The 23,120-nt window shown below is 61.4% G+C and carries 21 protein-coding genes; 11 read left to right on the top strand and 10 right to left on the bottom strand.

The window, feature by feature from the left end:
* Positions 1 to 81: 81 nt before the first annotated feature.
* Positions 82 to 1,050: a Gfo/Idh/MocA family protein gene (locus HCZ23_RS02055; RefSeq protein WP_167600022.1), complete on the top strand. Its 969-nt coding sequence runs from the start codon at positions 82 to 84 to the stop codon at positions 1,048 to 1,050.
* Positions 1,051 to 1,458: 408 nt separating this feature from the next.
* A complete protein-coding gene (locus tag HCZ23_RS02060) occupies positions 1,459 to 2,217 on the top strand; it encodes a triacylglycerol lipase (RefSeq protein WP_167600023.1) in 759 nt (252 codons plus the stop codon).
* A gap of 2 nt (positions 2,218 to 2,219) precedes the next feature.
* Here HCZ23_RS02060 and HCZ23_RS02065 read toward each other — a convergent pair whose 3' ends face one another.
* A complete protein-coding gene (locus HCZ23_RS02065) occupies positions 2,220 to 3,389 on the bottom strand; it encodes a dipeptidase (RefSeq protein WP_217703098.1) in 1,170 nt (389 codons plus the stop codon).
* Between the two features lie 143 nt (positions 3,390 to 3,532).
* Here HCZ23_RS02065 and HCZ23_RS02070 point away from each other — a divergent pair, with 143 nt between their 5' ends.
* Genes HCZ23_RS02070 through HCZ23_RS02080 form a run of 3 tightly spaced genes read left to right on the top strand, consistent with a single transcriptional unit; the run spans position 3,533 to position 4,568 of the window.
* Positions 3,533 to 3,850: a DUF4389 domain-containing protein gene (locus HCZ23_RS02070; protein ID WP_167600024.1), complete on the top strand. Its 318-nt coding sequence runs from the start codon at positions 3,533 to 3,535 to the stop codon at positions 3,848 to 3,850.
* Positions 3,851 to 3,860: 10 nt separating this feature from the next.
* Complete coding sequence (locus HCZ23_RS02075) at positions 3,861 to 4,130, top strand: DksA/TraR family C4-type zinc finger protein (RefSeq protein WP_167600025.1); 270 nt, start codon at positions 3,861 to 3,863, stop codon at positions 4,128 to 4,130.
* A 9-nt stretch (positions 4,131 to 4,139) separates the two neighbouring features.
* Positions 4,140 to 4,568, top strand: coding sequence for a hypothetical protein (locus HCZ23_RS02080; protein WP_167600026.1), 429 nt, complete (start codon positions 4,140 to 4,142; stop codon positions 4,566 to 4,568).
* A 20-nt stretch (positions 4,569 to 4,588) separates the two neighbouring features.
* Here HCZ23_RS02080 and HCZ23_RS02085 read toward each other — a convergent pair whose 3' ends face one another.
* The 4 genes from HCZ23_RS02085 to HCZ23_RS02100 all read right to left on the bottom strand — a co-directional run bounded on the left by HCZ23_RS02085 (position 4,589) and on the right by HCZ23_RS02100 (position 8,214).
* Complete coding sequence (locus tag HCZ23_RS02085) at positions 4,589 to 5,068, bottom strand: GNAT family N-acetyltransferase (protein ID WP_167600027.1); 480 nt, start codon at positions 5,066 to 5,068, stop codon at positions 4,589 to 4,591.
* Positions 5,065 to 6,903: a M3 family oligoendopeptidase gene (locus HCZ23_RS02090; RefSeq protein WP_175580859.1), complete on the bottom strand. Its 1,839-nt coding sequence runs from the start codon at positions 6,901 to 6,903 to the stop codon at positions 5,065 to 5,067. Before HCZ23_RS02090 ends, HCZ23_RS02085 begins: the two co-directional genes overlap by 4 nt.
* A gap of 72 nt (positions 6,904 to 6,975) precedes the next feature.
* Positions 6,976 to 7,917 (bottom strand): alpha/beta fold hydrolase, encoded by a 942-nt coding sequence (locus HCZ23_RS02095; protein ID WP_167600028.1) that lies wholly within the window; start codon positions 7,915 to 7,917, stop codon positions 6,976 to 6,978.
* Positions 7,918 to 7,923: 6 nt separating this feature from the next.
* Entirely contained in the window at positions 7,924 to 8,214 is a 291-nt protein-coding gene (locus tag HCZ23_RS02100; protein ID WP_167600029.1) for an SCP2 sterol-binding domain-containing protein, read from the bottom strand.
* Positions 8,215 to 8,352: 138 nt separating this feature from the next.
* Here HCZ23_RS02100 and HCZ23_RS02105 point away from each other — a divergent pair, with 138 nt between their 5' ends.
* The 5 genes from HCZ23_RS02105 to HCZ23_RS02125 all read left to right on the top strand — a co-directional run bounded on the left by HCZ23_RS02105 (position 8,353) and on the right by HCZ23_RS02125 (position 13,603).
* Positions 8,353 to 8,874, top strand: a complete 522-nt coding sequence (locus tag HCZ23_RS02105; protein WP_368487270.1) for a tetratricopeptide repeat protein — start codon at positions 8,353 to 8,355, stop codon at positions 8,872 to 8,874.
* Positions 8,875 to 8,915: 41 nt separating this feature from the next.
* Positions 8,916 to 11,906 (top strand): helicase-related protein, encoded by a 2,991-nt coding sequence (locus HCZ23_RS02110; protein WP_167600031.1) that lies wholly within the window; start codon positions 8,916 to 8,918, stop codon positions 11,904 to 11,906.
* Positions 11,907 to 12,287 carry an RNA-binding S4 domain-containing protein gene (locus HCZ23_RS02115; RefSeq protein ID WP_167600032.1) on the top strand — a complete coding sequence of 127 codons (381 nt, stop codon included), beginning with the start codon at positions 11,907 to 11,909 and terminating at the stop codon, positions 12,285 to 12,287. It abuts the gene before it with no gap.
* 53 nt (positions 12,288 to 12,340) lie between these two features.
* The gene (gene fdxA, locus HCZ23_RS02120) at positions 12,341 to 12,679 is read left to right on the top strand and encodes a ferredoxin FdxA (protein ID WP_167600033.1); all 339 of its coding nucleotides are present in this window, start codon (positions 12,341 to 12,343) and stop codon (positions 12,677 to 12,679) included.
* Between the two features lie 414 nt (positions 12,680 to 13,093).
* Positions 13,094 to 13,603 (top strand): CarD family transcriptional regulator, encoded by a 510-nt coding sequence (locus HCZ23_RS02125; RefSeq protein WP_167600034.1) that lies wholly within the window; start codon positions 13,094 to 13,096, stop codon positions 13,601 to 13,603.
* 237 nt (positions 13,604 to 13,840) lie between these two features.
* On the opposite strand, the gene HCZ23_RS02130 is transcribed toward HCZ23_RS02125, so the two are convergent.
* The 3 genes from HCZ23_RS02130 to cobS form a co-directional block, all read right to left on the bottom strand.
* Positions 13,841 to 14,182: a hypothetical protein gene (locus tag HCZ23_RS02130; RefSeq protein ID WP_167600035.1), complete on the bottom strand. Its 342-nt coding sequence runs from the start codon at positions 14,180 to 14,182 to the stop codon at positions 13,841 to 13,843.
* A 123-nt stretch (positions 14,183 to 14,305) separates the two neighbouring features.
* On the bottom strand, positions 14,306 to 16,021 hold the full coding sequence (locus HCZ23_RS02135) for a hypothetical protein (RefSeq protein ID WP_167600036.1): 1,716 nt from the start codon (positions 16,019 to 16,021) through the stop codon (positions 14,306 to 14,308).
* Between the two features lie 183 nt (positions 16,022 to 16,204).
* Positions 16,205 to 16,969: an adenosylcobinamide-GDP ribazoletransferase gene (gene cobS / locus HCZ23_RS02140; RefSeq protein WP_167600037.1), complete on the bottom strand. Its 765-nt coding sequence runs from the start codon at positions 16,967 to 16,969 to the stop codon at positions 16,205 to 16,207.
* A gap of 73 nt (positions 16,970 to 17,042) precedes the next feature.
* Here cobS and cobT point away from each other — a divergent pair, with 73 nt between their 5' ends.
* Entirely contained in the window at positions 17,043 to 18,059 is a 1,017-nt protein-coding gene (gene cobT, locus HCZ23_RS02145) for a nicotinate-nucleotide--dimethylbenzimidazole phosphoribosyltransferase (protein WP_167600038.1), read from the top strand.
* A gap of 18 nt (positions 18,060 to 18,077) precedes the next feature.
* On the opposite strand, the gene HCZ23_RS02150 is transcribed toward cobT, so the two are convergent.
* Together HCZ23_RS02150 and HCZ23_RS02155 are read right to left on the bottom strand one after the other, a co-directional pair.
* On the bottom strand, positions 18,078 to 19,964 hold the full coding sequence (locus HCZ23_RS02150) for a monovalent cation:proton antiporter-2 (CPA2) family protein (RefSeq protein ID WP_167600039.1): 1,887 nt from the start codon (positions 19,962 to 19,964) through the stop codon (positions 18,078 to 18,080).
* 195 nt (positions 19,965 to 20,159) lie between these two features.
* On the bottom strand, positions 20,160 to 23,081 hold the full coding sequence (locus HCZ23_RS02155) for a hypothetical protein (protein ID WP_167600040.1): 2,922 nt from the start codon (positions 23,079 to 23,081) through the stop codon (positions 20,160 to 20,162).
* Positions 23,082 to 23,120: the final 39 nt, after the last annotated feature.

Here is a 23,120-nt window from a genome sequence, read left to right on the forward strand (position 1 = left end):
GGGGTGGCCGCAGGGCTGCCCCTTTTTCTTTGCGCCTCCATGACGCATGATGGCGGTAACATGATAGAAGGAGAACCGCACATGACACCTGTCCGCTTCGGCGTTTTGGGCGCCGCGCATTTCGCCCGCGAACATATGGCCCGCGCGATCCATGAGGCGGAGGGCGCCACATTTGCCGCACTTGCCACCTCATCCGAGGACAAAGCTGCGCCGTTTCGGGCCTTTGCCCCCGATCTCAAGGTTTTCACCGATTATGACGCCATGCTGGCCTCGGACGAGATCGACGCGGTTTATATTCCGCTGCCCAATCACCTGCATATCGAGTGGAGCCTCAAGGCGCTTGCGGCCGGGAAACATGTGCTCTGCGAAAAACCGATCGCGATGAAAGCGGAGGAGATCGACGCGCTGATCGCCAAACGCGATGAGACGGGACTTGTCTGTGCCGAGGCCTTCATGATCGTGCATCACCCGCAATGGGCGCGCGTGCGCGATCTCCTGGCGGCGGGCGAGATTGGCGACCTCATGCGGGTCGAGGTCGGGTTCTCCTTTGACAACCCGGACGCGGACAACATCCGAAACCGGCCTGAAACCGGCGGCGGGGCCTTGGGCGATATTGGCGTCTACGCCATGGGGTCGACGCGGTTTGCCACCGGGGAAGAGCCACTCAACATCACCCACGCCGAGATCACCCGCGAGAACGGCGTCGATGTCAGCGCCGAATTTTCCGCCCGCTTCCCAAGCTTTACCTATCACGCCTATGTCTCCATGCGCATGGCACCCTTCCAGGAGGTGCGCTTCCATGGCCGCAAGGGTCTGATCATCGTCAAAACACCCTTCAACGCCGGGGTGGCTGGGCAGGCCGAGATCGAAATTCGCGACACCCAAGGCGGGCTGAAACTCGAACGCTTCCCCCGCGTGCGCCAATATGTCTGTCAGGTCGAAACCTTTGTTCGTGCGGTGCGGGAGGGGGCGGACTATCCGTGGAGTTTGGAAAACGCGCGCGGCACGCAGGCGATGATCGACAGCGTATTTGACGCGGATCAAGGCTAAGCCCCGCGACTCGCGCTATTCTATAGATGTTGGAACGGCAAAGGAGGATGACATGAGAATGTCCCGCATGACTGGCCAGAACAACACGGAGGATCCGCCGCAATAACCGGTGCCTCCGGCTCAAGTGGTCGAACCCGTGGAGGGACGTTGGACCGCAGGGCAGGGGCAAGGATTTGGAGGGTTCGATCACGGGTGCCGCCGATTGAGGCTTGTGACCCCGGATGAAGCGAGACGGAGGAGCATGTGCCCCCTCGCTCAAAGGGCCGACGCCTGTGATGACGAACCTGCTGAATGCGATCGGTAAGTGGTGACAGCTGTTAGGCTGTGTATCCTCAGGGAGGTAAATGGACGGGCGCCCTATGGTTGGGCGCCCTTGTTTTGTCCAAAGCCTTCGGCCATATCGCCCCCATGAAGAGTTTGTTTTATGTCTTGGTTTTCGGTGGCGTGTCTCTGCCTTTGGTGGCTATGTCCTCAGCCGATGCGGAGCCGCGTTGCGTGATCTTGCTGCACGGTCTCGCGCGCACCGATGCCTCCATGTTGGTCATGGAACACGCTTTGCAGGCGGCGGGTTACACTGTCGTCAATCAGGGTTACCCTTCGCGCGAGGCACCCGTGGCGCTCCTGGCCGATCCGGCGTTGCGCGCGGGGCGAGCGGGTTGTGGCGAAGGCATTTCTCCCGATGTGGTGACCCACTCCATGGGCGCGATCCTGCTGCGCAGCTTTGCCGCCGATCACCCGGAGCTGGACTGGGGCCGCGTCGTGATGCTGGGGCCGCCGAACCATGGCTCCGAGATCATCGACACCTTCGGGGGCTACGCGGCCTTCGAGACCGCCAACGGCCCGGCGGGGTTGCAGCTGGGCACAGAGAGCCTGCCCGACAGCCTGCCGCCCTTGCCCTTTGAGACCGGGGTGATCGCCGGGAGCCAGTCGCTCAATCCGATCCTCTCGGCGGTGATCGAGGGTGAGGACGATGGCAAGGTCTCGATTGAGAGCACCAAGGTCGCGGGCATGACGGCGCATTTGACCCTGCCGGTGACGCATACTTTCATGATGCAAAACCCGCGCGTCATCGTTCAGACCCTGAGCTTTCTGAACACTGGCGCCTTCGAGCCGGAACTGAGCGCGGGGGATGCGCTCAGCGAGCTGTGGGAACTGGGTGTCGAATAGGTCTATTCGGGCAAAACCGCGCCCAGCACCCGCATCATATTGCCGCCCATGACGCCGGCGATCTGATCCTCCGTGAGGCCCTGATCCATGAGCGCCTGTGTCAGGGCCGCGAGTTCCGACGTGTCGAATTCCACCGTGACCGAGCCATCGTAATCGGAGCCGAGCGCCACATGTTCGGCGCCGACCAGATCGACCGCCGCCTTGATCGTCTTGGCGACCCCTGCGGGCGAGGCGTCACAGGTCACATCCGCCCAATAGCCGATGCCGATCACGCCGCCCGTGGCCGCGATCTGTTGCATCAAACCGTCCTCGAAATTGCGCTTCACCGGGCAATGCGAATGGATGCCGGTGTGCGACAGCACCAGCGGCTGGTCGGTCATCTCAATGACTTCACGCGCCATTTGCGGCGAGGCATGCGCCAGGTCGATCACCATCCGTTTGTCGACCATCTCCTGCACCACGGCGCGGCCAAACTCGGTCAGCCCGGCGTTGTCCTCGCCATGCAGAGAGCCGCCAAGCGCATTGTCGAAGAAATGCGTGAGCCCCATGAGCCGGTAACCTGCGTCATAAATCTGGTCCAGATTGGCGAGATCACCCTCCAGAATATGCCCACCCTCTGCGCCCAAAAGTGCGCCTGTGAGAGGCTGGCCTTCGGCCCGCGCGGCAAGCACCGCGTCGAGGTCGGATGTCGTGCGAATGATCCGCACCTGATCGGGGGCCTTCGCCTCATAACTCTGCATGCGTTTCGCCATGTAAAGCCCGCGCTCGGTCAGATCACCCCAGCTTTTCACCGGCCAAAGTTCCCCGATGGCCAAAAGCGTGATGTTGTCGCGCGCCTCTGCGGAATTGTGATCGTAATTCTGTCCTGCGGGGCTTTTGGTGACGGCGGTGAAGACCTGCACCGCGACATTGCCCTCGCGCAGGCGTGGGAAATCCACATGGCCCCGGCTGCCCCGTTTCAACAGGTCGCGGTTCCAAAGCAAGCTGTCGGCGTGAAGATCGCCGATCACGATCCGATCGTGCAGCGCCTGTGCCTCGGCTGAGACCGGGTAGGGGGCATGCTCGACCACGCCGTTTTGCCCCTTCTCCACGAGGCCCGGCAAAACGCCAAAGAAAAATGCCGCGCCTGCGACAATCACGACGCCAAGGCCGCGCCCAATCCATTTCATCATTGAAAATCCTCCCGTTTTGACGTGAGCCTAGGCGCAGTCGCAAAATCGCCCAAACGAAACCTCGCGTCACCTCTCACGATCATGATGATTTTGGTCGCGCGGTCTTCGCGCTAAACTGCTGCCACAAAACAAAGGAATCACCCATGGCCGACCCGCATGAATTCGATCACGTGATGCCCGAGATGGGCGGCAAGAAACCGGCGCGGCCCGAGGAAATTTCCGAAAACATCGGCGCGCGTATCCTCTATTCGATCATCATCTGGGTGATGATGAGTTTCGCCTCGACCATTATCGGGGTGTTGGCGGTGTTGCAGGCGATCATCATGCTGATGAATGGCAAAAAACCCAACGACCGCGTGGCGGATGCGGGCACAGACATCGGCATCTGGTTCGCCAAGGCGACGCGCTACATCACCGGCGACAGCGAGGTGAAGCCCTGGCCCTGGACCGAGCTGGATTGAGGCGTTTGTGATGGCAGGCGGCTGGGCAAAAGACGGCGCGGTGAGCGAACAGATCGAGGCCTCGATCTCCGACGAGTTGGCGCGAATGAAACACCACCGCGCGCCGGTGGGCGAGAGTTTCACCGAATGCGCCGAATGCGGCGAGGACATTCCAGAGGCGCGGCGCAAGGCCATTCCGGGGGTGAAGCTCTGCATCGACTGCCAGCAGGAGCGTGATGGGGCGTATAAAGCGCGCGGCGGCATCAACCGGCGTGGATCGAAAGACAGTCAGTTGAAGTGAGTAAAGCGTTTGGCACTTCAGAAGACACTGCAAATATTTCGAAAATTCGGGATCGTTCTCAGTTTGAATCTGACGCTTGTTACGATCTATTTTGTCGCTAGTCTCTTGAGGTCCGCGGGGCAGGATAGCGTTCTGGATATCTTTGCGGCGGGGGGTTTCTATTCCGGCTTATGGCTCATGATCATCTACTCTGTAAGGGCTAATTTCCGCGACAGCCTCGTGGTTGCCTTGAGCCAGCTCTTTGTTGGGGCCTCGCTGATTATGGTTGCGACCCTGTCCGTTGGAAAGATGGATTTCACTTTTTATCTTGAGATCCTTAACAGGAACCTGTGGCCCTCATGTGCGGGTTTGATCATACTGACGCCGTTTATCAGTTTGGCGATGCGTTTCGACGCTAAACAAAAAGCAGAGCTCGGAAAGGACGATACTTTGTCTTAAAGAGACGTCATGCAAGAGATTTACCGTAGCTCCAGTTTTAGGATGTGCTGCGGCCCCAACGCACCGCCATAATAGAGCGCGCCGGTGTCGGTAAAACCACCGTTCAGATAGGCTTTGCGGGCGTGCGGATTGCGGCAATTGACCGTGAGATAGCAGAGGCTGCGTTCCGGGTAAGTCTTCGCCAGATAGGCTTTGAGCATCGCGCAGGCCCCGGAGGCAACCCCGCGTCCCTGCGCCTTGTGATCAATCAGAAACATCCGAAGCCCCAACGCGCCCGGCTCCGCAAACTCATGCGCCTCGGCATAGCTTCGATCTATGGCGAAAAATCCGACGGGCGTGCCACCTTCCTCGATCACATGACCGTCGCGATCGGCGGGCGCGCGGCCCATGGTCTCGGCAGGCAGGCCAGAAAACTGCGCCTGCTCCGGCGGTAGGGAAAACCCCGCAACACGGTGCAACGCGCTGCGTGGCAGGGGATTTATTGTGAGATCGGAGCTCACTCCATCGCTTCCAATTCATCAATGAAGCCGGAGATCATCGACAGGCCCTTGTCCCAGAATTTCGGGTCGGAGGCATCCAAGCCAAAGGGCGCCAAAAGCGCCTTGTGGTGTTTCGAGCCGCCCGCTTTGAGCATGTCGAAATACTTGTCCTGAAAGCCCTCGGGTTGTTCCTGATAGGCCGCGTAAAGCGCGTTTACCAAGCCGTCGCCAAAGGCATAGGCATAGACGTAGAACGGCGAATGCACGAAATGCGGCACGTAGGACCAATAGACCTCGTAGCCCTCCATGAAGTCGAACGCCGGGCCGAGGCTCTCGCCCTGCACCGACATCCAGAGCTTATTGATCTCGTCAGAGGTCAGCTCGCCGCCCTTGCGCGCATTGTGGAGTTTGCATTCAAAGTCATAAAACGCGATCTGGCGCACGACCGTGTTGAGCATGTCCTCGACCTTGCCGGCGAGCAAAACCTTGCGCTCGGCGGGCGTTTTCGCGTCTTTCAACAGCTTCTGGAAAGTCAGCATCTCGCCAAAGACCGAGGCGGTTTCGGCGAGCGTCAAAGGCGTGTTGGCCAAAAGCTCGCCCTGATCTGCGGCCAGAACCTGATGTACGCCATGGCCCAATTCATGGGCGAGGGTCATGACATCGCGCTGTTTGCCCAGATAGTTCAGCATCACATAGGGGTGCGCGTCGGTGACGGTCGGATGGGCAAAAGCGCCCGGCGCCTTGCCCGGTTTCACGCCCGCATCAATCCAGCCATCGGTGAAGAACGGCTTGGCGATCTCGGCCATTTTCGGCGCAAAGCCCGCGTAGGCCTCCATCACCGTGTTCTGCGCCTCGTCCCAACCGATGGTGCGGGTCTCTTCCAGCGGAAGCGGCGCGTTGCGGTCCCAGATTTGCAGCTTATCGAGGCCCAGCCAGCCGCGTTTCAACTCGTAATAGCGATGCGACAGTTTCGGATAGGCGGCGACCACCGCGTCCCGCAGCGCCTCGACCACCTCGGGTTCGACGTCATTCGACAGGTGGCGGCCGGTCTGCGGTGTCGGCATGCCGCGCCATTTGTCCTCGATGTCGCCCATCTTGGCCAGGGTGTTGTGAACGCGGGTGAAAATCTTGATATTGTCGCCCAGAACCCGTGCCACTTCCTTGGCCGCCGCCTCGCGCACCGTGCGGTCGGGGTCGGACATCAGCGTCGTCGTGGCCTCAAGGCCAAGCGTCTCGCCATTCACCTCGAATTTGAGATCGGCGACGGTTTCGTCGAAGAGTTTATTCCACGCAGACGCGCCCACCACGGACATGTCATGCTCATAGCGCTCCAGCTCGTCAGAGAGCTGATAGGGCCGCATCTTGCGCATCCGCTCAAAGATCGGCCGATAGCGCGACAGGCCCTCGTGTTTGAGCATTTCTTCGAGCGTCTCCTCGGGAATGCGGTTCACTTCGAGGGAGAAAAACACCAGCGGCGCGGTGTATGTCGTGATCTTGTCCTGAATGTCGGAAAAGAATTTGGCGCGTTCGCCGTCGACCGTGTTTTGGTAATAAAGAAGGCCCGCGAAGGAGCCCAAACGCCCGGCGACCTGCGAAATACGTTCGTCGCGCAGGATGCATTCATACATGCCCGCGCCGTCGAGTTCGGCGAGCTTGCCCTCGTAATCCTCGGCAAAGCTTGCGCAATGTTCTTCGAGCCAGTCGAGATCGCGTTTCACCTCGGGCGCGTCAGTTGCGGGGTAGAGGTCCGTCAGGTCCCAATCCGGCAGGTCTCCGAACTTCTTTGCGCCGCCCTCGGCACTTGCGTCGAAAACCATGTTTTGCCCCGTGTTGTCTCGCCCTGTGGTGAACCGCATCGCATCACTCCTAATCTCTTTGACACAAGAGATAGGCGCTCCGCGCTGGGGATGCAAAGGGGATAGGGCGGTTTAGCCTCCGCTTTGCTCAAAAAGCGCAGAGAGCCGGTCGTAGAACAGCGCGCGCGTGGCGGGCGTCTCCATCGGCACCTCGTGGCGCGCGCCCGGCACGATCACCAATTCGCAGGACGGCCAACGCGTCGCCAGATCCTTGACCGCTTGGATGTTGACGATCTTCTCGTCACCGCCGAGAAAACACATGACCGGCACATCCGGCAAAGCATGCTCAAACGCCCAGTCGTTTTCCCGGATCGCCTCCGTCACCCAATGCGAGGACGGTCCGCCAAGCCCCAGATCGGGCTGGGCCACGACCTGATCGGTCATGTAATCGAACATCTCACGATCCGAGGTCAAAAGATTGTCCTTGAACCCGTGCCAGATCATGTAGGTCTCCGCTTTGGTCCCCGGCGCGCGCAGGTTTTGCAGGCCGAGCGCATGGAACAGCGGCGAGACGAACCGGACCAGAAGTTTCTGAATGGGCGTCAGGCCAATCCCCCACATCGGCGCGGAAAATCCAGCGGCCTGAAAGGGTTTGCGCTCAATCAGCGCCCGGATGCCAATCGCGCCGCCCATGGAATGGCCGATCAGGAACCATGGTTTCGGCATGGATTTCGCCTCTGCCAGTGCAATCACCGCATCGAGGTCTTTCTGGTAGTCCTGAAAGTCTTCGACATGGCCGATGCGTCGGTCTTTCAACAGACGCTCCGCGATGCCTTGCCCGCGCCAGTCGATGGCCAGAGAGGCAAAGCCACGGGCGGCAAAATCCGCCGCCCCGCGACCGTATTTCTCAACGCATTCGGTGCGGCCGGGAAGGATGAAGACCGTGCCCTTCGCGCCCTCATGCGGCCAAAGTCCGACCCTGATCCGCACCCCGTCCGAGGTGGTCAGCCAATAGGCCGAGCCGCCCTCAGGCCCTTGGGCCAGATCGGCAAAATAGGGTGCGGCCTCGGTCATCTGGGATCAGGCCAGAACAGAGCCAAGCTGCATCGCAAGGCCCATGTCGCCATCGACCGACAGTTTGCCCTGCATGAAGGCGGCGGTCGGGTTCACATCGCCCTCGATCATGCCCTGGAAGGTCTCAACGTCGGCAGTCAGGGTCACATCGGCCTCATCGTCAGAGGCGCGCGCGCCGTCGCTGTCGACCACGATGGCGCCTTCGCCCTCGATCACGAATTTCGCGACACCGGCGTCAAAACCGCCGTCCATCTTTTCGTTCAGGGCCGCGACGGCTTTGGTGATGAGATCGCTCATGGGTTTTCCTTTGGTTGGTCTTTACGGAGCATATAGGCACTCATTTGTGACTTTGAACCTCCGCCTCAGAAAGCTACTATCGAAAGTGTTATGAAAGCATTGCGACAATTACTCAAATGTGCCGTTACGTTTCTCGGCGTGCTCTGGCTAATTTTTGCCGGACAGCCGGGGTTTGCGGCGGATCAGGCGCGGCTTGATACGCTTTTTGCCGAATTGTCCGAGGCCGATCCCTACGGTGCCGGTCAGATCGAACAGGAAATTGCGATGGAGCTGTCGCGTTCCGGCTCTGACGCGATGGACTTGCTTTTGGAGCGAGGCCGCGCGGCGATGGAGGTCGGCGACATTCAGGGCGCGATTGGCCATCTGACCGCTTTGGTCGATCATGCGCCCGAGTTCACCGAAGGCTATAACGCCCGCGCGACAGCCTATTTCATGGCCGGGCTCTACGGCCCCGCGATTGCCGACATCGGTCAGGTTTTGGAGCGTGAGCCGCGTCATTTCGGAGCTTTGTCGGGGCTGGCGCTGATCCTGGAAGAGATCGGCGATACGCCCCGCGCCATGGATGTCCTCTTGCAAGTCCAGAAGATTCACCCGCAAATGCAGGGTCTGTCGGATCGGATTGCGCGTCTGGAACTGGTCCTTCAGGGCACGGCGCTCTAAAACCTCTGGCAAGGACAAAAAACGAAGGACATGGCGGGCCAATGACAGGCATGACCGGTCGGATCACGGCAGTGCTCGGCCCCACGAACACAGGCAAAACCCATTACGCCATCGAGCGCATGCTGTCCTATCGCACGGGCGTTATTGGCTTGCCTTTGCGGCTTTTGGCGCGCGAGGTTTACGACCGCATCGTGGCTGCGCGCGGGCCGTCGGTCGTGGCGCTTGTGACCGGCGAAGAGCGCATCGTGCCGCCGCGCACGCAATATTGGGTCTGCACGGTCGAGGCGATGCCCACCGGCATGGGGTCGGATTTCCTGGCTGTCGATGAGATTCAGCTTTGCGCCGATCCCGAGCGCGGCCATGTCTTCACCGACCGTTTGCTCCATGCCCGTGGCACTCATGAGACCCTGTTCATGGGGTCGGATTCTATGCGCTCGGTGATTGCGCAACTGGTGCCCAAGGCGCAATTCATGCACCGCGACCGGTTTTCCCGCCTGACCTACGCAGGGTCGAAAAAGATAAGTCGCATGCCCGCCAGAGCCGCGATTGTCGGCTTTTCTGTGGATGATGTCTATGCCATCGCAGAACTCCTGCGCCGGCAAAAGGGCGGGGCGGCGGTCGTCATGGGCGCGCTTAGCCCGCGCACCCGCAACGCGCAGGTCGAGATGTATCAGAACGGCGATGTCGATTACCTCGTCGCCACGGATGCCATTGGTATGGGGCTCAATCTTGACGTCACCCATGTGGCCTTTTCCTCGACCGTGAAATTCGACGGGCGCCGGATGCGGCCCTTGATGCCCAACGAACTGGCCCAGATCGCGGGCCGGGCCGGGCGCTATCAAACCGACGGGACGTTCGGCGTGACGGGCGAGGCGGAGCCGTTCGACGAAGAGGTGATCGCGGCCATCGAGGAGCATCGCTTTACCCCGCAAAAGAAACTCAACTGGCGCAACTCCCGGCTGGAATTCGGCACAGTCGACCGGCTGATCGGCTCTTTGGAGATGCCGCCCGATGATCCATCCTTGGTCAAGGCGCGCGAGGCGGATGATTTGCAGGCGCTGAAAACCCTGTCGGACCTGAAATCCGTGCGCCCGCGTCTACGTGGTTCGAAAGACGTGCGGCTCCTGTGGGACGTTTGCCGCATTCCCGATTTCCGGGGAATCAGTCATGGCGAACACACGTCACTTCTGGAGCGGATTTTCGAGTTTTTGCATGAATATGGGCGGGTTCCCGACGATTGGATGGCCGGGCAGATCAAACGCATTGACCGCACCGAGGGCAATATCGACACTCTGTCTAAAAGACTCGCCTATATTCGCACTTGGACCTATGTTGCGCAGCGTGAAAACTGGGTCGATGACGAAAGCCATTGGCGCGGCGCGACCCGCGCTGTAGAAGACCGATTGTCGGATGCATTACATGGTGCACTGACGCAAAGATTTGTGGACCGGCGGACGAGCGTGCTCCTTCGGCGGCTCAAGCAAAAGGAGGGCCTTGTGGCCGACGTGAACGATAAAGGTGAAGTGACGGTTGAAGGCGAATTCGTCGGCCGTCTGGAAGGGTTCCGCTTTCAGCAGGACAAGGCGGCAACGCCCGATGAAGCCAAGACGCTGGCCCAGGCCGCGATGGCCGCATTGGCGCCGGAGTTCAGCCTGCGCGCTGACCGGTTTTACAACGCGCCCGACACGGAAATGGATTTCACCGAACAGGGTGGCCTGATGTGGGGCGAGCACGCCGTGGGCAAATTGGTGCCGGGCGACGATGCGCTCAAACCGCGCGCAGTGGCCTTTGTCGACGACGGTGTCGCGCAAGACGTGGTGGAGAAAGTCCAGCGCCGTTTGCAGCATTTCATCGACCGCAAGATCGCGACCCTTTTCGAGCCGCTGTTGAACATGTCCCGTGACGAGGCCCTCACCGGTCTGGCGCGCGGCTTTGCCTTCCGTCTGGTCGAAAACCTCGGCGTGATCCCGCGCGAGCAGATCGCGCAAGAGGTCAAAGAGCTGGATCAGGATGCCCGTGGCGCGCTGCGCAAACATGGTGTGCGCTTCGGTCAGTACACGATTTTCATGCCGCTTTTGCTGAAACCGGCGCCGACGCGTTTGCGTCTTTTGTTGTGGGCGTTGAACGCGAAATTCGACACCTTCCCCGACAGCCCGCCGCCGGGACTGGTGACCATCCCCGCCGTGGTGGACGCCCCCGAAGGCTATTATGCCATGTCCGGCTATCGCCTCTCCGGTCAGCGCGCGATCCGCATTGATATGCTGGAACGTCTCGCCGATCTGCTGCGCAGTCAGGACAGCCGTGGCGGCTTTGAGGCCAACCCGGATATGCTGTCGATCACCGGCATGACCCTGGAGCAATTCGCCGATCTGATGGGCGGCATGGGCTACAAGGCCGAGCAGGGGGAGCGGACCAAGGTGAAAGCCGTCGATCAGGTCATCCCGACCGACGAGGGCGTGGCGCATGAAGACATCGTGCCGCCTGTGCATGAGGGCGACGATAACGCCGACACGCCGGTGTTCGACAAAGGTCTGCCGGATGCGATCAAGCCGGGTGCGATCACCGAAGAGGCGAAAGCCGAAGAGGCCGCCGATCTCTCCGGTGTGGCCGTGAACCTTCCGGATGAGGGCGAAGCCCCCTCTGCCGAGATCGCGGAGCCTGTGGCCTCGGAAGACGAAGCCGCGCAATATGCCGCAGGCGAAGTGCCAGAGGGTGAGGCCGCCGATGCCGCACTCGCCGGTGCCGAGATGGAGGTGTTCTACACTTTCACTTGGGGTGGCAATCGTGGTGGCAACCGCAACGCTGGCCGTGGTCCGCGCCGTGAGGGCGGGGATCGTCCGCAGGGCAAGAAGGGTGGCGGCAAACCGCAGGGCAAAAAAGGTGGCAAGCCGCGTCGTGACGGGGGCCGTGATGGTGGAAAGGGCGGCAACCAGCCGAAGACCTTCTCCGCCAAACCGCCGCGCAAGGAAAAGCAGATCGACCCGGACAACCCCTTCGCCGCCGCGCTGATGGGGCTCAAGGACAAGAAGTAAATGGAAAAGCGGGAGACCATTCGTCTCGACAAGTGGCTGTGGTATGCCCGCTTTTTCAAAACCCGCGGGCTGGCGGCCAAGACCGTGACGGCGGGGCATGTGCGGGTCAATTCCAACAAAGTGTCAAAGGCTTCGACCTCTGTGGGCGAGGGCGATGTTCTGACCTTCCCGCAGGCGCGCCACATCCGGGTGATCAAGATCATGGCCTGTGGCACCCGCCGTGGCCCGGCCCCCGAAGCGCAAACCCTCTTTGAAGACCTCAGCCCGCCCGTCGTCTCGAAGGACCCTGTTCCGTCTGTGCCACGGTTCGAGGGAAAAGGTCGTCCGACAAAGAAAGATCGTCGCATGACGGACCTTTCGCGCCCTGACATGCTTGATTGATCCGGCACTTGGGGCTAGCAAAGGCGCAAATGATCAGATTTGGATGAGCCGCAATGACCTACGTCGTGATTGATAACTGCATCGCCTGTAAATACACCGACTGTGTCGAAGTCTGCCCCGTGGATTGTTTCTACGAAGGGGAGAATATGCTGGTGATCCATCCTGACGAATGCATCGACTGTGGCGTCTGCGAGCCGGAATGCCCGGCCGACGCGATCCGCCCGGACACCGAGCCGGACATGGAGAAATGGGTCGAGCTGAATCGCAAATATGCCGAGGCCTGGCCTGTGATCCTTGAGAAGAAAGACCCGATGCCGGGGTACGAGGACAAAGACGGCGAAGAGGGCAAGCTGGAGAAATATTTCTCCGAGGCGCCGGGCGAGGGCTCCTGAGCCCATCCGTCTTTTCGAATCATGTGGATGATTCGCATATCAAAGGGCCCCGGAACGAGGGCCCTTTTTATATGCAGAGCCCGCTATAAGTCCTTGATTCATGGGTAACCCCCTGAAAACGGGGGGCTCTTGCTGCCGCTTCACTGAGCTGTGCTTTCTTTGGGGCGTTTTTTGTGCTATGGTCATTCAACCACGTTAGGACATATCGACCTCAACCCCCTGAGCTGTGCTTTTATGGGGATTGAGTTTTTCGCGCCTAAATCCGGGCCCTGACACCAGATTGGCAGGGGACATCGCAGAGAGACTGCGGGCTTTTGTGTGTGCCCGTGCCTTATGCGATCCGGGGCGAGAGCGAAAGCGCGATGCGACCGAAAAGGTGGTGCCAACGGTCCCGTCTGAGGAAAACACCTGCAAATGAGCAAGACCAAGAAATCCGAATTCCGCCCCAATGATTACGTTGTTTATCCGGCCCATGGCGTCGGTCAGATCATGTCGATCGAAGAACAGGAAATCGCGGGCATGTCCCTTGAACTTTTCGTCATCGCCTTTGAGAAAGACAAGATGACGCTGCGCGTTCCGACCAACAAAGCCGTCGAATCCGGCCTGCGGTCGCTGTCCTCGCCGGAACTGATTCAGGACGCGATGAAGACCCTGAAAGGCAAGGCCAAGGTCAAACGCGCCATGTGGTCCCGCCGCGCGCAGGAGTATGAGCAAAAGATCAATTCCGGCGACCTGATCGCCATCGCCGAAGTGGTGCGCGACCTGCACCGCACCGACGACCAGCGCGAACAGAGCTATTCCGAGCGTCAGCTTTACGAAGCGGCGCTTGACCGTCTGACCCGTGAAGTGGCCGCTGTGTCCGGTTCTGACGAGGCGGATGCGCAAAAGAAAGTCAGCGATGTGCTCGTGAGCCGCGCCGCCTGATCTTTGAGTATTTCAGCTACAATGAAGACCGCCGGGAGGGAGACCTTACCGGCGGTTTTTTTGTGGCGGTTTTCTTTTTGGAAGGGCGCAAAAGAAAACGCTGTCCCGAAAGGAGACAGCGTTTCTTCTGACGCGCAGGCGCACCGGCCCGGTCAGAGTGCAGTCACCTCAAAACGTCAGGGCCACTGTTTTGAAGTGTGCTGCGATGTCAGTGGGCCGACGAACCTCAGGCCTCGCTCAGGCCTCGGTCCCACTGACGTCACTCCAAAGAGACTTTGAAGTGCCCGCCCATCCAGATCTCGTTTGGTCAGGAGCCATACGAGATCTGAGGCGCAGGATCAGGCCGACCAGGCCGAAGCCGAGAAAGCAGCACTGTGTGAGCGCCGCAGCCAGGTTGAAATCCACGATCAGACTGACCAGAATAAAGAGCGCGCCCAGGATTTTGCTCAGCGAATAGATCAGGCCCTTGCCCTCGATCCAATGCATTTGCAGTGCCGCAAACCCGCCCACATAGATGACGCTGCCCGCGACGCCGATGGCACGGCACAGGAGGGTGACATCAAACTCAGAAATACTCATTACCCTTCTCCCACGCCCTCCTGCACCGTGCAATCGGCCTGTTTTTTCTATGTGAAGGCAGGGATTTCCACATTCCCCAGATGGGGTAGGCGGGTCAAAAAAGCGGTATGAACGTCGAATTTTTCATGCCATTCGGGTCAAATGCGCCAGTGCTTTGTCCCAGGCACGGAAGAACACGAAGCGGCCCGCGTTCTCGCAAAGCTCGATCTTGATCTCCGGGTAGCGCGCGGCGTGTTGTGCCAACATGTCTGGCGGGATTTCGGTGTCTTCAAGGCCTTGTAGGAACTGCACCGGCAGGCTTTGCGCCATGGCATGTAGGTCCTGCGACCAATCCATCGTCATCTGTTCAATCGTGGTCCGGGTGAAAATATCCGCGGCGTTATAATCTTTCGACAGGGTGAAATGACTGCCGTTGAACAGGGCCTCGCGTGTGTCCAGATCGTCCAGCAACGCCAGATCGCCCGGCGCATCGGCGAAAATGTTGCGAATAAACGCATCTTTCCCGGCCTTCTGCGCCAACGCGAAACCCGCCTTGATCAGGAAAGGCAAAAGCCGGGGCGTGTGGCGGGCGGTGGCCAGAATCATGCGGTGCCATTTGTCCATGCAGGCGATCTGATTGGGCTCGGTCACCGGAAAGACCGCGCCACAGCCGACGACACCGGTGATGAGATGCGGAAAGAGTGCGGCGAATTTCGCGACGAACATCACATCGACGCCGAGCGCCAGATGCGGGCAGGGGCCGAGGTCTAGATGCGCCACCAGCTCGGCGATGTCGCGGGCGTAATGTTCCGACAGGCTGCCCGTTGCGGGGGGCGTGTCCGAGGGGCCGTAGCCCCCACGCAGAGGCAGGATCACGCGAAGCCCCAAAGCGCGGGCCCGCGCCTCCGCCGCTCGTGGCCAATGGGTGAAGCCATAATCCATCGGCCAGACCAGCACCGGTTGGCCCGCAGGCGCCCCAAATTCGCGGTAGTCCAACCGGCGTCCGTCGCTCAGGGTCATACTCTGCCAAAGAACGTCCGGTCTGGTTGCATCCTTCGTGAGTTGTGCCCGCACCCCGCCCGGCGCCGTCGCCATATGCATCATCATCAAGACGATGCGGATCAATTCAGCCTGCGAGCGCGTGTCGGTCTTGCTCAGGATGGTTTTCACCTGGGTGCGGATCGTATCGACGGAGCGCCCGCGCGCGGTGGCGATTTCCTGAATATTCTCGGATTTGATCAACCGCCGGATCACGGCGATCTCGGCGGGCGTCAAGGCGAAAGCAGAGGCCAGAACCGCATCGAAGCCCTCCGGCCAGATCAGTTCGGAGGAGAGGATCAGAACCACCGGCCCGGTCTGCGGCAAGACCTCAGGGTGCAGTTTCAAAAGCGTCGGGCGGGAGTGGTCGTCCTTGTGCAATTCCAACAGCGTGTCAGCCGCCACTGCGGCGCGATGATCCAGACGCGCCTTGACCAGAGTGAGCAGGGTTGCGCGTGTGTCCTCGGGCAAGTTGGCGCAACCGAGCGGCGCTCCGACATCGACCCCGAAAAGCGCCCCCGCGGGACCGTTGGCGGCCAGAACGGTAAGCCGGGCGTCGACCAGAATGGCGGTCGATTGCGAAAATCGCGCCATGAGGCCGGCAATCTCATCACCTTGCGGCTGCGCCGAGCTTCGGGCGAGGATTTCTTCGGCGCGATGAAAATGCTTGAGAAGGGCGCTCTCGGACAGGCTGGCAGGCACCGTTTCGCGATCCATATGCGGCAGGAGACGCGCGTAGCGTTCCGGGCATTCGGGGGCGAGCGCCACGTCATAGAGCGCGGACAGGATATCATCCGGAGGAGAAATGCGGGTCTGGTTCATCACGAGCCGAGGGGTACGAGTGGAGATCTTCCCTCAGGATTGCTTGTGGAGGGGATTGGACAAAGGCTTTTTTGACCGTATGGGAAAAGGGAGTGATTTTTCCCCCTTTAAAGGTAGGGTTAACCGGACCTTCCGTGCCGAAACCTGCCTGAATGCTGTGCAAAATAGGCGGCTGCACACGTTTCAGGCGAGTGCGGCAAAGACCGTAAGCGCCATGATGTCTGCCAAACTCTGGGTCGCCCCCAACACATCGCCGGTCTGCCCACCGATTTTGCGGCTGGCAATCCGGGCCGAGACAAAGGCGGTCGCGGTGACGGCGGAGGCGGCGAGCACCGTGGGCACAAAGCCGACCACGATCCAGGACAGCATAAAGGCCACGACCGCGCCGAGGCTCGCGGCATCGCGCGGCGGACGGCCGGTGCGGACCGACAGACCGTCCCCGCGCGCGGGGGGCATCAAGGCCATGAGATAGGGCAGGGGCGCGCGCGACAGCATAGCACTGGCGATCACCGTGGTGACGATCACATCCTCATGCGCCAGCGTCGAGAGCGCGGTGAAGCGCAGCAGCAGAGACAGGACCAGCGCAAGGACGCCAAAAGCGCCAATGCGGCTGTCCCGCATGATCTCAAGACGCCGCGCCTTCTCAAATCCGCCCCAGAAGCCATCGGCACAATCCGCCAAGCCGTCTTCGTGCATGGCACCCGTGACGATCACCAAGGCCGCCAAGGTGAACCCGGCAGTCATCCCGGCCCCAAGCGTCAGCCATCCTGCAATCGTGGCCACGGCCCCTGCGATCAGCCCCACGGCCAGCCCCGCGAGCGGGAAAGCCCATGTCGCCTCCGCCGTGCGTGAGAACCCGGCGCGGACCGGAATGCGGGTCAAAAGGGCCAGCGCCGTGGCGACATCGCCGGGCACAGGTTGGAAACGTGATGTGAAACGGGGGATCATGTGAAATCGTTCCTGTCCTTGTGGGTGCTCCCGGGATAAAACCCCGGCAAGACAAATACAATGAGGACGACCCATGGTGTTCACCGGTGCTTTTACCGATCTCGCGGGCTTTGAACTTTTGCTGAAACAGGCCCCCGGCCCGGATTTGGCGGCAAAACAGGCGGCGGAGGCGCGCAATGCGCAGCTCACGAAACCGGCGGGCGCCTTGGGGCGGCTCGAAGAGATCGGCATCTGGTACGCCAGCTGGCGCGGCGAGGGCCGTCCCAGGATCAGCCAGCCGCAGGTCGCGATCTTTGCCGGCAATCATGGCGTGACGGCGCGCGGCGTCTCGGCCTTCCCTGTGGAGGTGACCGTTCAAATGGTGGCGAATTTCCAACACGGCGGCGCGGCAATCAACCAATTGGCGCGCAACGCAGGCGCATCGATGTCGGTGCATCCGATCGCTTTGGACCGCCCGACCAATGACTTCACCGAAACCGTTGCGATGTCCGAGGAGGATTGTGTCGAGGCGCTTTTGATCGGGTGGAACGCGGTCAATCCGCAATCGGATCTGCTGGTCGTCGGCGAAATGGGCATCGGCAACACCACCTCTGCGGCGGCCATTGCCAACGCCCTGTTCGGCGGTGATGCGGCCGATTGGGTAGGACGCGGCACGGGCGTCGATGACGCAGGGCTAAAGATCAAGGAAGAGGTCTGCGCCGCCGGTGTTGCGCTCCACGCAGGCAAAACGCCTCTGGAGATTTTGGCAGCACTGGGCGGGCGAGAAGTGGCCGCCATGGCCGGTGCGATTGCCCGCGCGCGGCACCTGCGCATCCCTGTGGTGCTCGATGGTTTCATCTGTTGCGCGGCGGCGGCGACGCTTGAACGTGCGGTGCCGGGCGCTTTGGATCACTGCATCGCAGGCCATGTGTCGGACGAGGCCGCACATCCGGCGGTGCTCAGCGCTTTGGGCAAAGAGCCTCTGGTCTCTCTGGGCCTGCGACTGGGCGAAGGCTCCGGCGCGGGGCTTGTGATCCCGCTGGTGAAGGGCGCCGTCGAATGCCTGTCGGGCATGGCGACCTTCGCCGAGGCCGGTGTGTCGGACAAATAAGCTGGAAGGCGATGCCCGTTAGGCCGCATCGCCTTTCTCGCGTTTTCGCTCCAGCTCGGTGAGCAAAGCGGCCTCGAATTCCTTGTCCAGCGCCTGGGATCGCGCCACATAGGCGGCATTCTCAGACACCGGCTTGTTCGGGTCCCAAAGCTCCGCCAGCGCCCGCAGCGCCTCGCGGTCATGCTGGTAATAGGCCTGTTCCGTGACAGCGGCGTCATATTCGGAAAAGCCCATTTCTTCCAAGACATAGCGACCAGCGCGCAGCGAACTGTCGAACATCTCACGCACGATCTTGTTGGCGCCCGCTTTGAACAGCTCATAGACATGGATGCGGTCGCGGGCGCGCACGATGATGAACAGATCGGGCCGCAGGTTCCGGGCATATGTCACAAGCTGCGTCGCGGCTTTCGGGTCGTCCAAAGTGATCACCAGCACCCGCGCCGTATCGATGCCCGCGGCGTGCAAAAGCTCGGGTCGGGTCGGGTCGCCGAAGAAGCCTTTGAAGCCGAATTTGCGCATCAGCTGAATGGTTTTCAGGTCGTGATCCAAGACGGTGGTCTGAAAGCCCGAAGCCTGCACCAGCCGGTTCACCACCTGACCAAACCGCCCGATGCCCGCGATAATGATCTTTTGCTGATCGTCGATTTCGTCGGCGGGCGTTTCCTCGACACGGTCGGCAAGCCTCAACCGCAGATAGTCCTGCAGCATGAAGAACAGCGGCGTGAACAGGAGAGACAGCGCGATGACCAGCAAGACCCGCTCGCCCATGAAGGAGGTCAAAACCCCCTGTTGCAGCGAGAAGGTCGTTAGCACCATGCCGAATTCCCCGGCCTGCGCCAGCGACAGAGTAAAGAGCCATTGTCCCCGCTGGCGCAGTTTGAAAATCCGCCCGATGACATAGAGGATCAGCCCCTTGGTGATCATCAGGGCAAAGGTCAGACCTATGATTGTGACCGGATCGTGGAACAGCACGGTGAAATTGATCCCCGCGCCGACGGCGATGAAAAACAGCCCCAACAACAGCCCCTTGAAGGGCTCGATGGAGCTTTCCAATTCGTGGCGAAACTCGGAGTTCGCCAAGACCACACCGGCGAGAAACGTGCCCAAAGCCGGTGATAGGCCCACGGCGGTCATCAACCAGGCGATGCCGATCACGATCAACAAAGCGACGGCGGTGTAAATCTCGCGCAGGTTGGCGGAATGGATGTAGCGAAACACCGGACGGGTCAGGAACACGCCAGCCAGAATGATCGCGGCGACGGCGCCCAGCGTCACCAAAGTGACGCCCCAGCCCGGCAACCCTTCGACCAGCGTGGCGCTGTGCCCGGCGGCGTTTTCGAGATCAACAGCGCGGCTGATCGAGCCGTCGGGGTTGATCGTCAGGGCTGATCCCACGGCCAAAAGCGGCATCAGCGCCAGCATCGGGATCACCGCGATGTCTTGGGTCAACAACACCGAAAACGCCGCGCGCCCGCCGCCCGTGTGCATCAGGTTCTTCTCGGATAGCGTCTGAAGCACCACCGCCGTCGACGACAGCGACAGGATCATGCCAAGCGCCAGCCCCGTCTGCCACGTCTGCCCGGCCCAGATCGCGGCACCCATGATGGCCGTGCCGGTCAAAACGATCTGCAATCCGCCCATGCCCAAAAGCTTGTTGCGCATCTCCCATAGGCCGCGCGGGTCCAGCTCTAACCCGATCAGGAACAGCATCATCACCACGCCAAATTCGGCGTAATGCAGCAAATCCTCGCTCTCATTGTGTTGCACCAGCCCCAAAATCGGCCCAACGATCATCCCGGCCAAAAGATAGCCCAAAACGGAGCCGAGCCCCAAGCGGCGCGCCAGAGGCACGGCGATGACGATGGCGGCGAGGTAGATAACGGCTTGGGCCAGAAGGCCTTGCATGGGCGTTGTCCTTATCGGGATCGGGTGGCACGACGAACTTGTGACATCATATTCACGCGTCATTACAGAGAGGTAAAGCCCCGCCGCAGCCGCGAAGCGAAGCAACAAGGGGCATGTGAGATTTTAGGCAGTCTTTGCCCAAATATCAGCGAGCCCGCGGACAGCCGCCTTAGCCCTGAATTCTAGCACTGAATTTTAGCCCTGAATTTCAAGCGTGTGAGAGCGCCCGTTCTTGACGTAGGTCAGGCTGTCCGAGCCGATGGATTGCACCCGTCCGCCGTCCAGACGATCGCCGATCTTCACCTTCGCAAACCGCCCCGACGGCAGACGCACAAGGGCGCGGCGATCCGAGCTTGAGCCATAGACCCCCATCAGGTTCAGCTTGCGCAGAGAAATCGCGTTCTTCACCGTCGCCGCACGCGCCACATTGGCCGGGTCGGATTTCGGCAAGGGCGAGTCCGGCACGCGTGCTGTGACTTGCGTCGCGGCCGAACTGGAGGTGGTCCCCGCCTCGGCTGCGGCCGCTGCGGCGGCCTCTGCGGCACGCGCGGCGGCTGCGAGTTTCTCGAAATTCTGCGGACGTGCTTTCGGGATCAACGACACCGTGACGACGGGCGCTGTGCGTGGCTGCTCATCCGGGGTCTCTGTGCGGGCGTCCTCTTCGGCCAGCTCCTGTGCCGAGGCCGGGCGCAGTTTCGGGGCAAAGCCGCCAAGTTCGGCCCGGGTCATGCCGCCCAGATTGGCCTTTTCGGTGTTCTCGACAAGGCTCTCGGGCCGCAGTTTCGGCTGAAACGCCGCGAGCGCCAGACGCAGGGTATCATTCTCATCGACGGGTGCAGGCGCCAGAGCCGCCTCGACCGCCGCGTCCACCGCACTGCCGGGGCGCGGTTTGGGCGTCACATCCGGGCGACCGGCATAGACCACGGCGCCGCCCGGGGTCACTGTGCCCTCGGGCGTGGCGCGAATGAACCCGTCCTCGTCATAGTCATAGCGCGTGCCCGGCGGTGCCGGTTGCAGGGCGGCGCGCGGGGCAGGCTCGCCAATATGGCGCGCCGCATCGGGCAGGGCGCCCGCATCCTGCGAGGAGATCTTCGGGTCGATGGAGGCGGTGTAAACCGCATTGAGATCGTCTTCGCCGGTCTCGCCTGTGCCGTTTTCTGGCGCCAAGGGCCAGATGCCCGTGGCGGCATATTGCGCATTCAGCGCCTCGAGATCCGGTTCCGGCAGCTCGTTTTGTAAGCCCGGAGGTTCGGGCAGGGCGGCCTGTTCCAAAAGTTCAGGCGTCAGCTCTGGCTCCTCTTCGGGGGCAGCTTCTTCGGTCGGCTCCGAGACATCCTCGGCTAGGGCGGTCTCCGCCGGGATCACGATGGTCGCATCTGCCCCATCCGTCCCATCGGTTAGGTCTCTGGACGTCTCCTCGGCCTGTTCCAGCGCGCTGGTCTGCGCGGTCTTCGGCTGTGCATCATCCTCGGGCAACAGCCCGGCGACCAGCCCGATGAGCAAAAGAGCCACCACCAGAATGGCAGTCAGGATCAGGCCCATGCGCGGCGATCTGCGCTCCGTGCGACTGCGGCGGCGGGCACCAAAAACGGTCAGCGCCTCGGCCTCGTCGAGCGTGTTCTCCACCCGGTCAAGTCCGGCGGCCCGGTCGGACATCGGCGTCATCTCCGGCGCGATGCCAGCGCCCGTCAGACTTTGATCGGGGTCCGCGGGGGCCTCGCGTGGCGGTGTGTCTTTGGTCTTGTCGTCCTTGACCTTGTCCATCCGTGTTTTGGCCGCGGTCGAAAGCCCCGACAAGGATTTCAGCGCGCCCTTGGCGACCTGTTTGGCCGCAGCTTTCGGCGCTTTCTTGTCGGCATTCAGGGCTCCAGCCTGGGCGCGCGGCTCGGGGACAATCGGACTCGCGGGCATGGGCGGCGGTTCTGGCAGGGGCGCGGATTTGCCCGGACGCGGCGCCTTGGGCTTCGGGGCCTCCTCGGCCTCCTCAACCGGCAGATCACCAGAGGTCACGGCCACATGCGGGTGGTCATGGACGGGTTTTTCGACCGTCTTGGGCGCCGGTTTCGATGGCTCTTCCGGCGTCTCCCCAGCGGGCTCTTGCGTGGCGGGGCCAAGCGGTTTGGGCGTCGGTGGGGTGCCTTCGGACACTGCGGAGAAGCGGGCCGGGCGTGCGGAGAGCCGCGGTGCCGTCGGTGTCTCCGTCGCTGCGGGCGTCTCCTTGGAGGTCTCTGTCGCGGTCAGGCGGCGGCTTTGGAACGCGGAGGGCGCGGGCGTTTCCTCAACTGGCGGCTCGGGTGCGTCAGAGGGCGCATCAGAGGGGGTGTCCGCAGACGCCGTTTCCGTGTCACGAGCCTCCTCCGCCTCATCTTGTGAAAGGTCTTCCTGTGGCGAGGTTTCGTCCCCGGCTTCCGGAACGAGAGGCAGCGTCTCTTGCGGGATAGCCTCGCTCACGTCTTCCCCCACGTTTTCAACCACGGCGGTGGGGGCGTCGGTGAGCGGCTCGTCAAGATGGGGGGCGATAGCCGCTTCAACCGGCTCAGCCACCACCGGGTCGACCGGGGGCGGCGGCAGGCTGCGTTTGGGCAAGATGTGGATGGCGCTCTCGTCCGGCTCGACCTTTGTGCCGGCACCGATCAGCGCATCCGCGGCTTTCGCGCGACCGAAAAACGGTTCGCCTGCGTAACTGTCGGCGTCGGGCAGGGCCACGAAAGAGATCGGGTTGAAGCGGTGCTCGGTGGCGAAACCTTCCGCTTCTTCAAGGGTTTCGCGGGCAATAACCGCGACTTGCACCTGGCCATCTGTGACTGTGCTGTCCCAGACCAAATCGTCCAAACCATAGGGTGTCGCGCCATCAAGCGCCGCGCGGATCGCGGCATCGCGGGTGGCCTCACCCGGATCTGGGAGGCTGCGATAGAGGATCTGGCTGTTCGGAATCACCAGTTTGGTGGCCAGCCCGGAGGTCGACACAGAGGTGGCGAGCTTGCGCAGCTCAGCCAGTTCCCCGGCCATATCGGGTGCGTCCAGCGCGACCTCGCCCATCTGATGCCAGCCGCTTGAGGCGCGGTGCAATAAAACGATGCCGTCATGGCTCAGGTTGAGGGCAAAATTCGGTTTCATTTCCGCAGGCTGGCTCGATTATTGGGTCTGAATTCTGAC

This window comes from Celeribacter sp. HF31 (genome assembly GCF_011806455.1).
Lineage (GTDB): Bacteria > Pseudomonadota > Alphaproteobacteria > Rhodobacterales > Rhodobacteraceae > Celeribacter.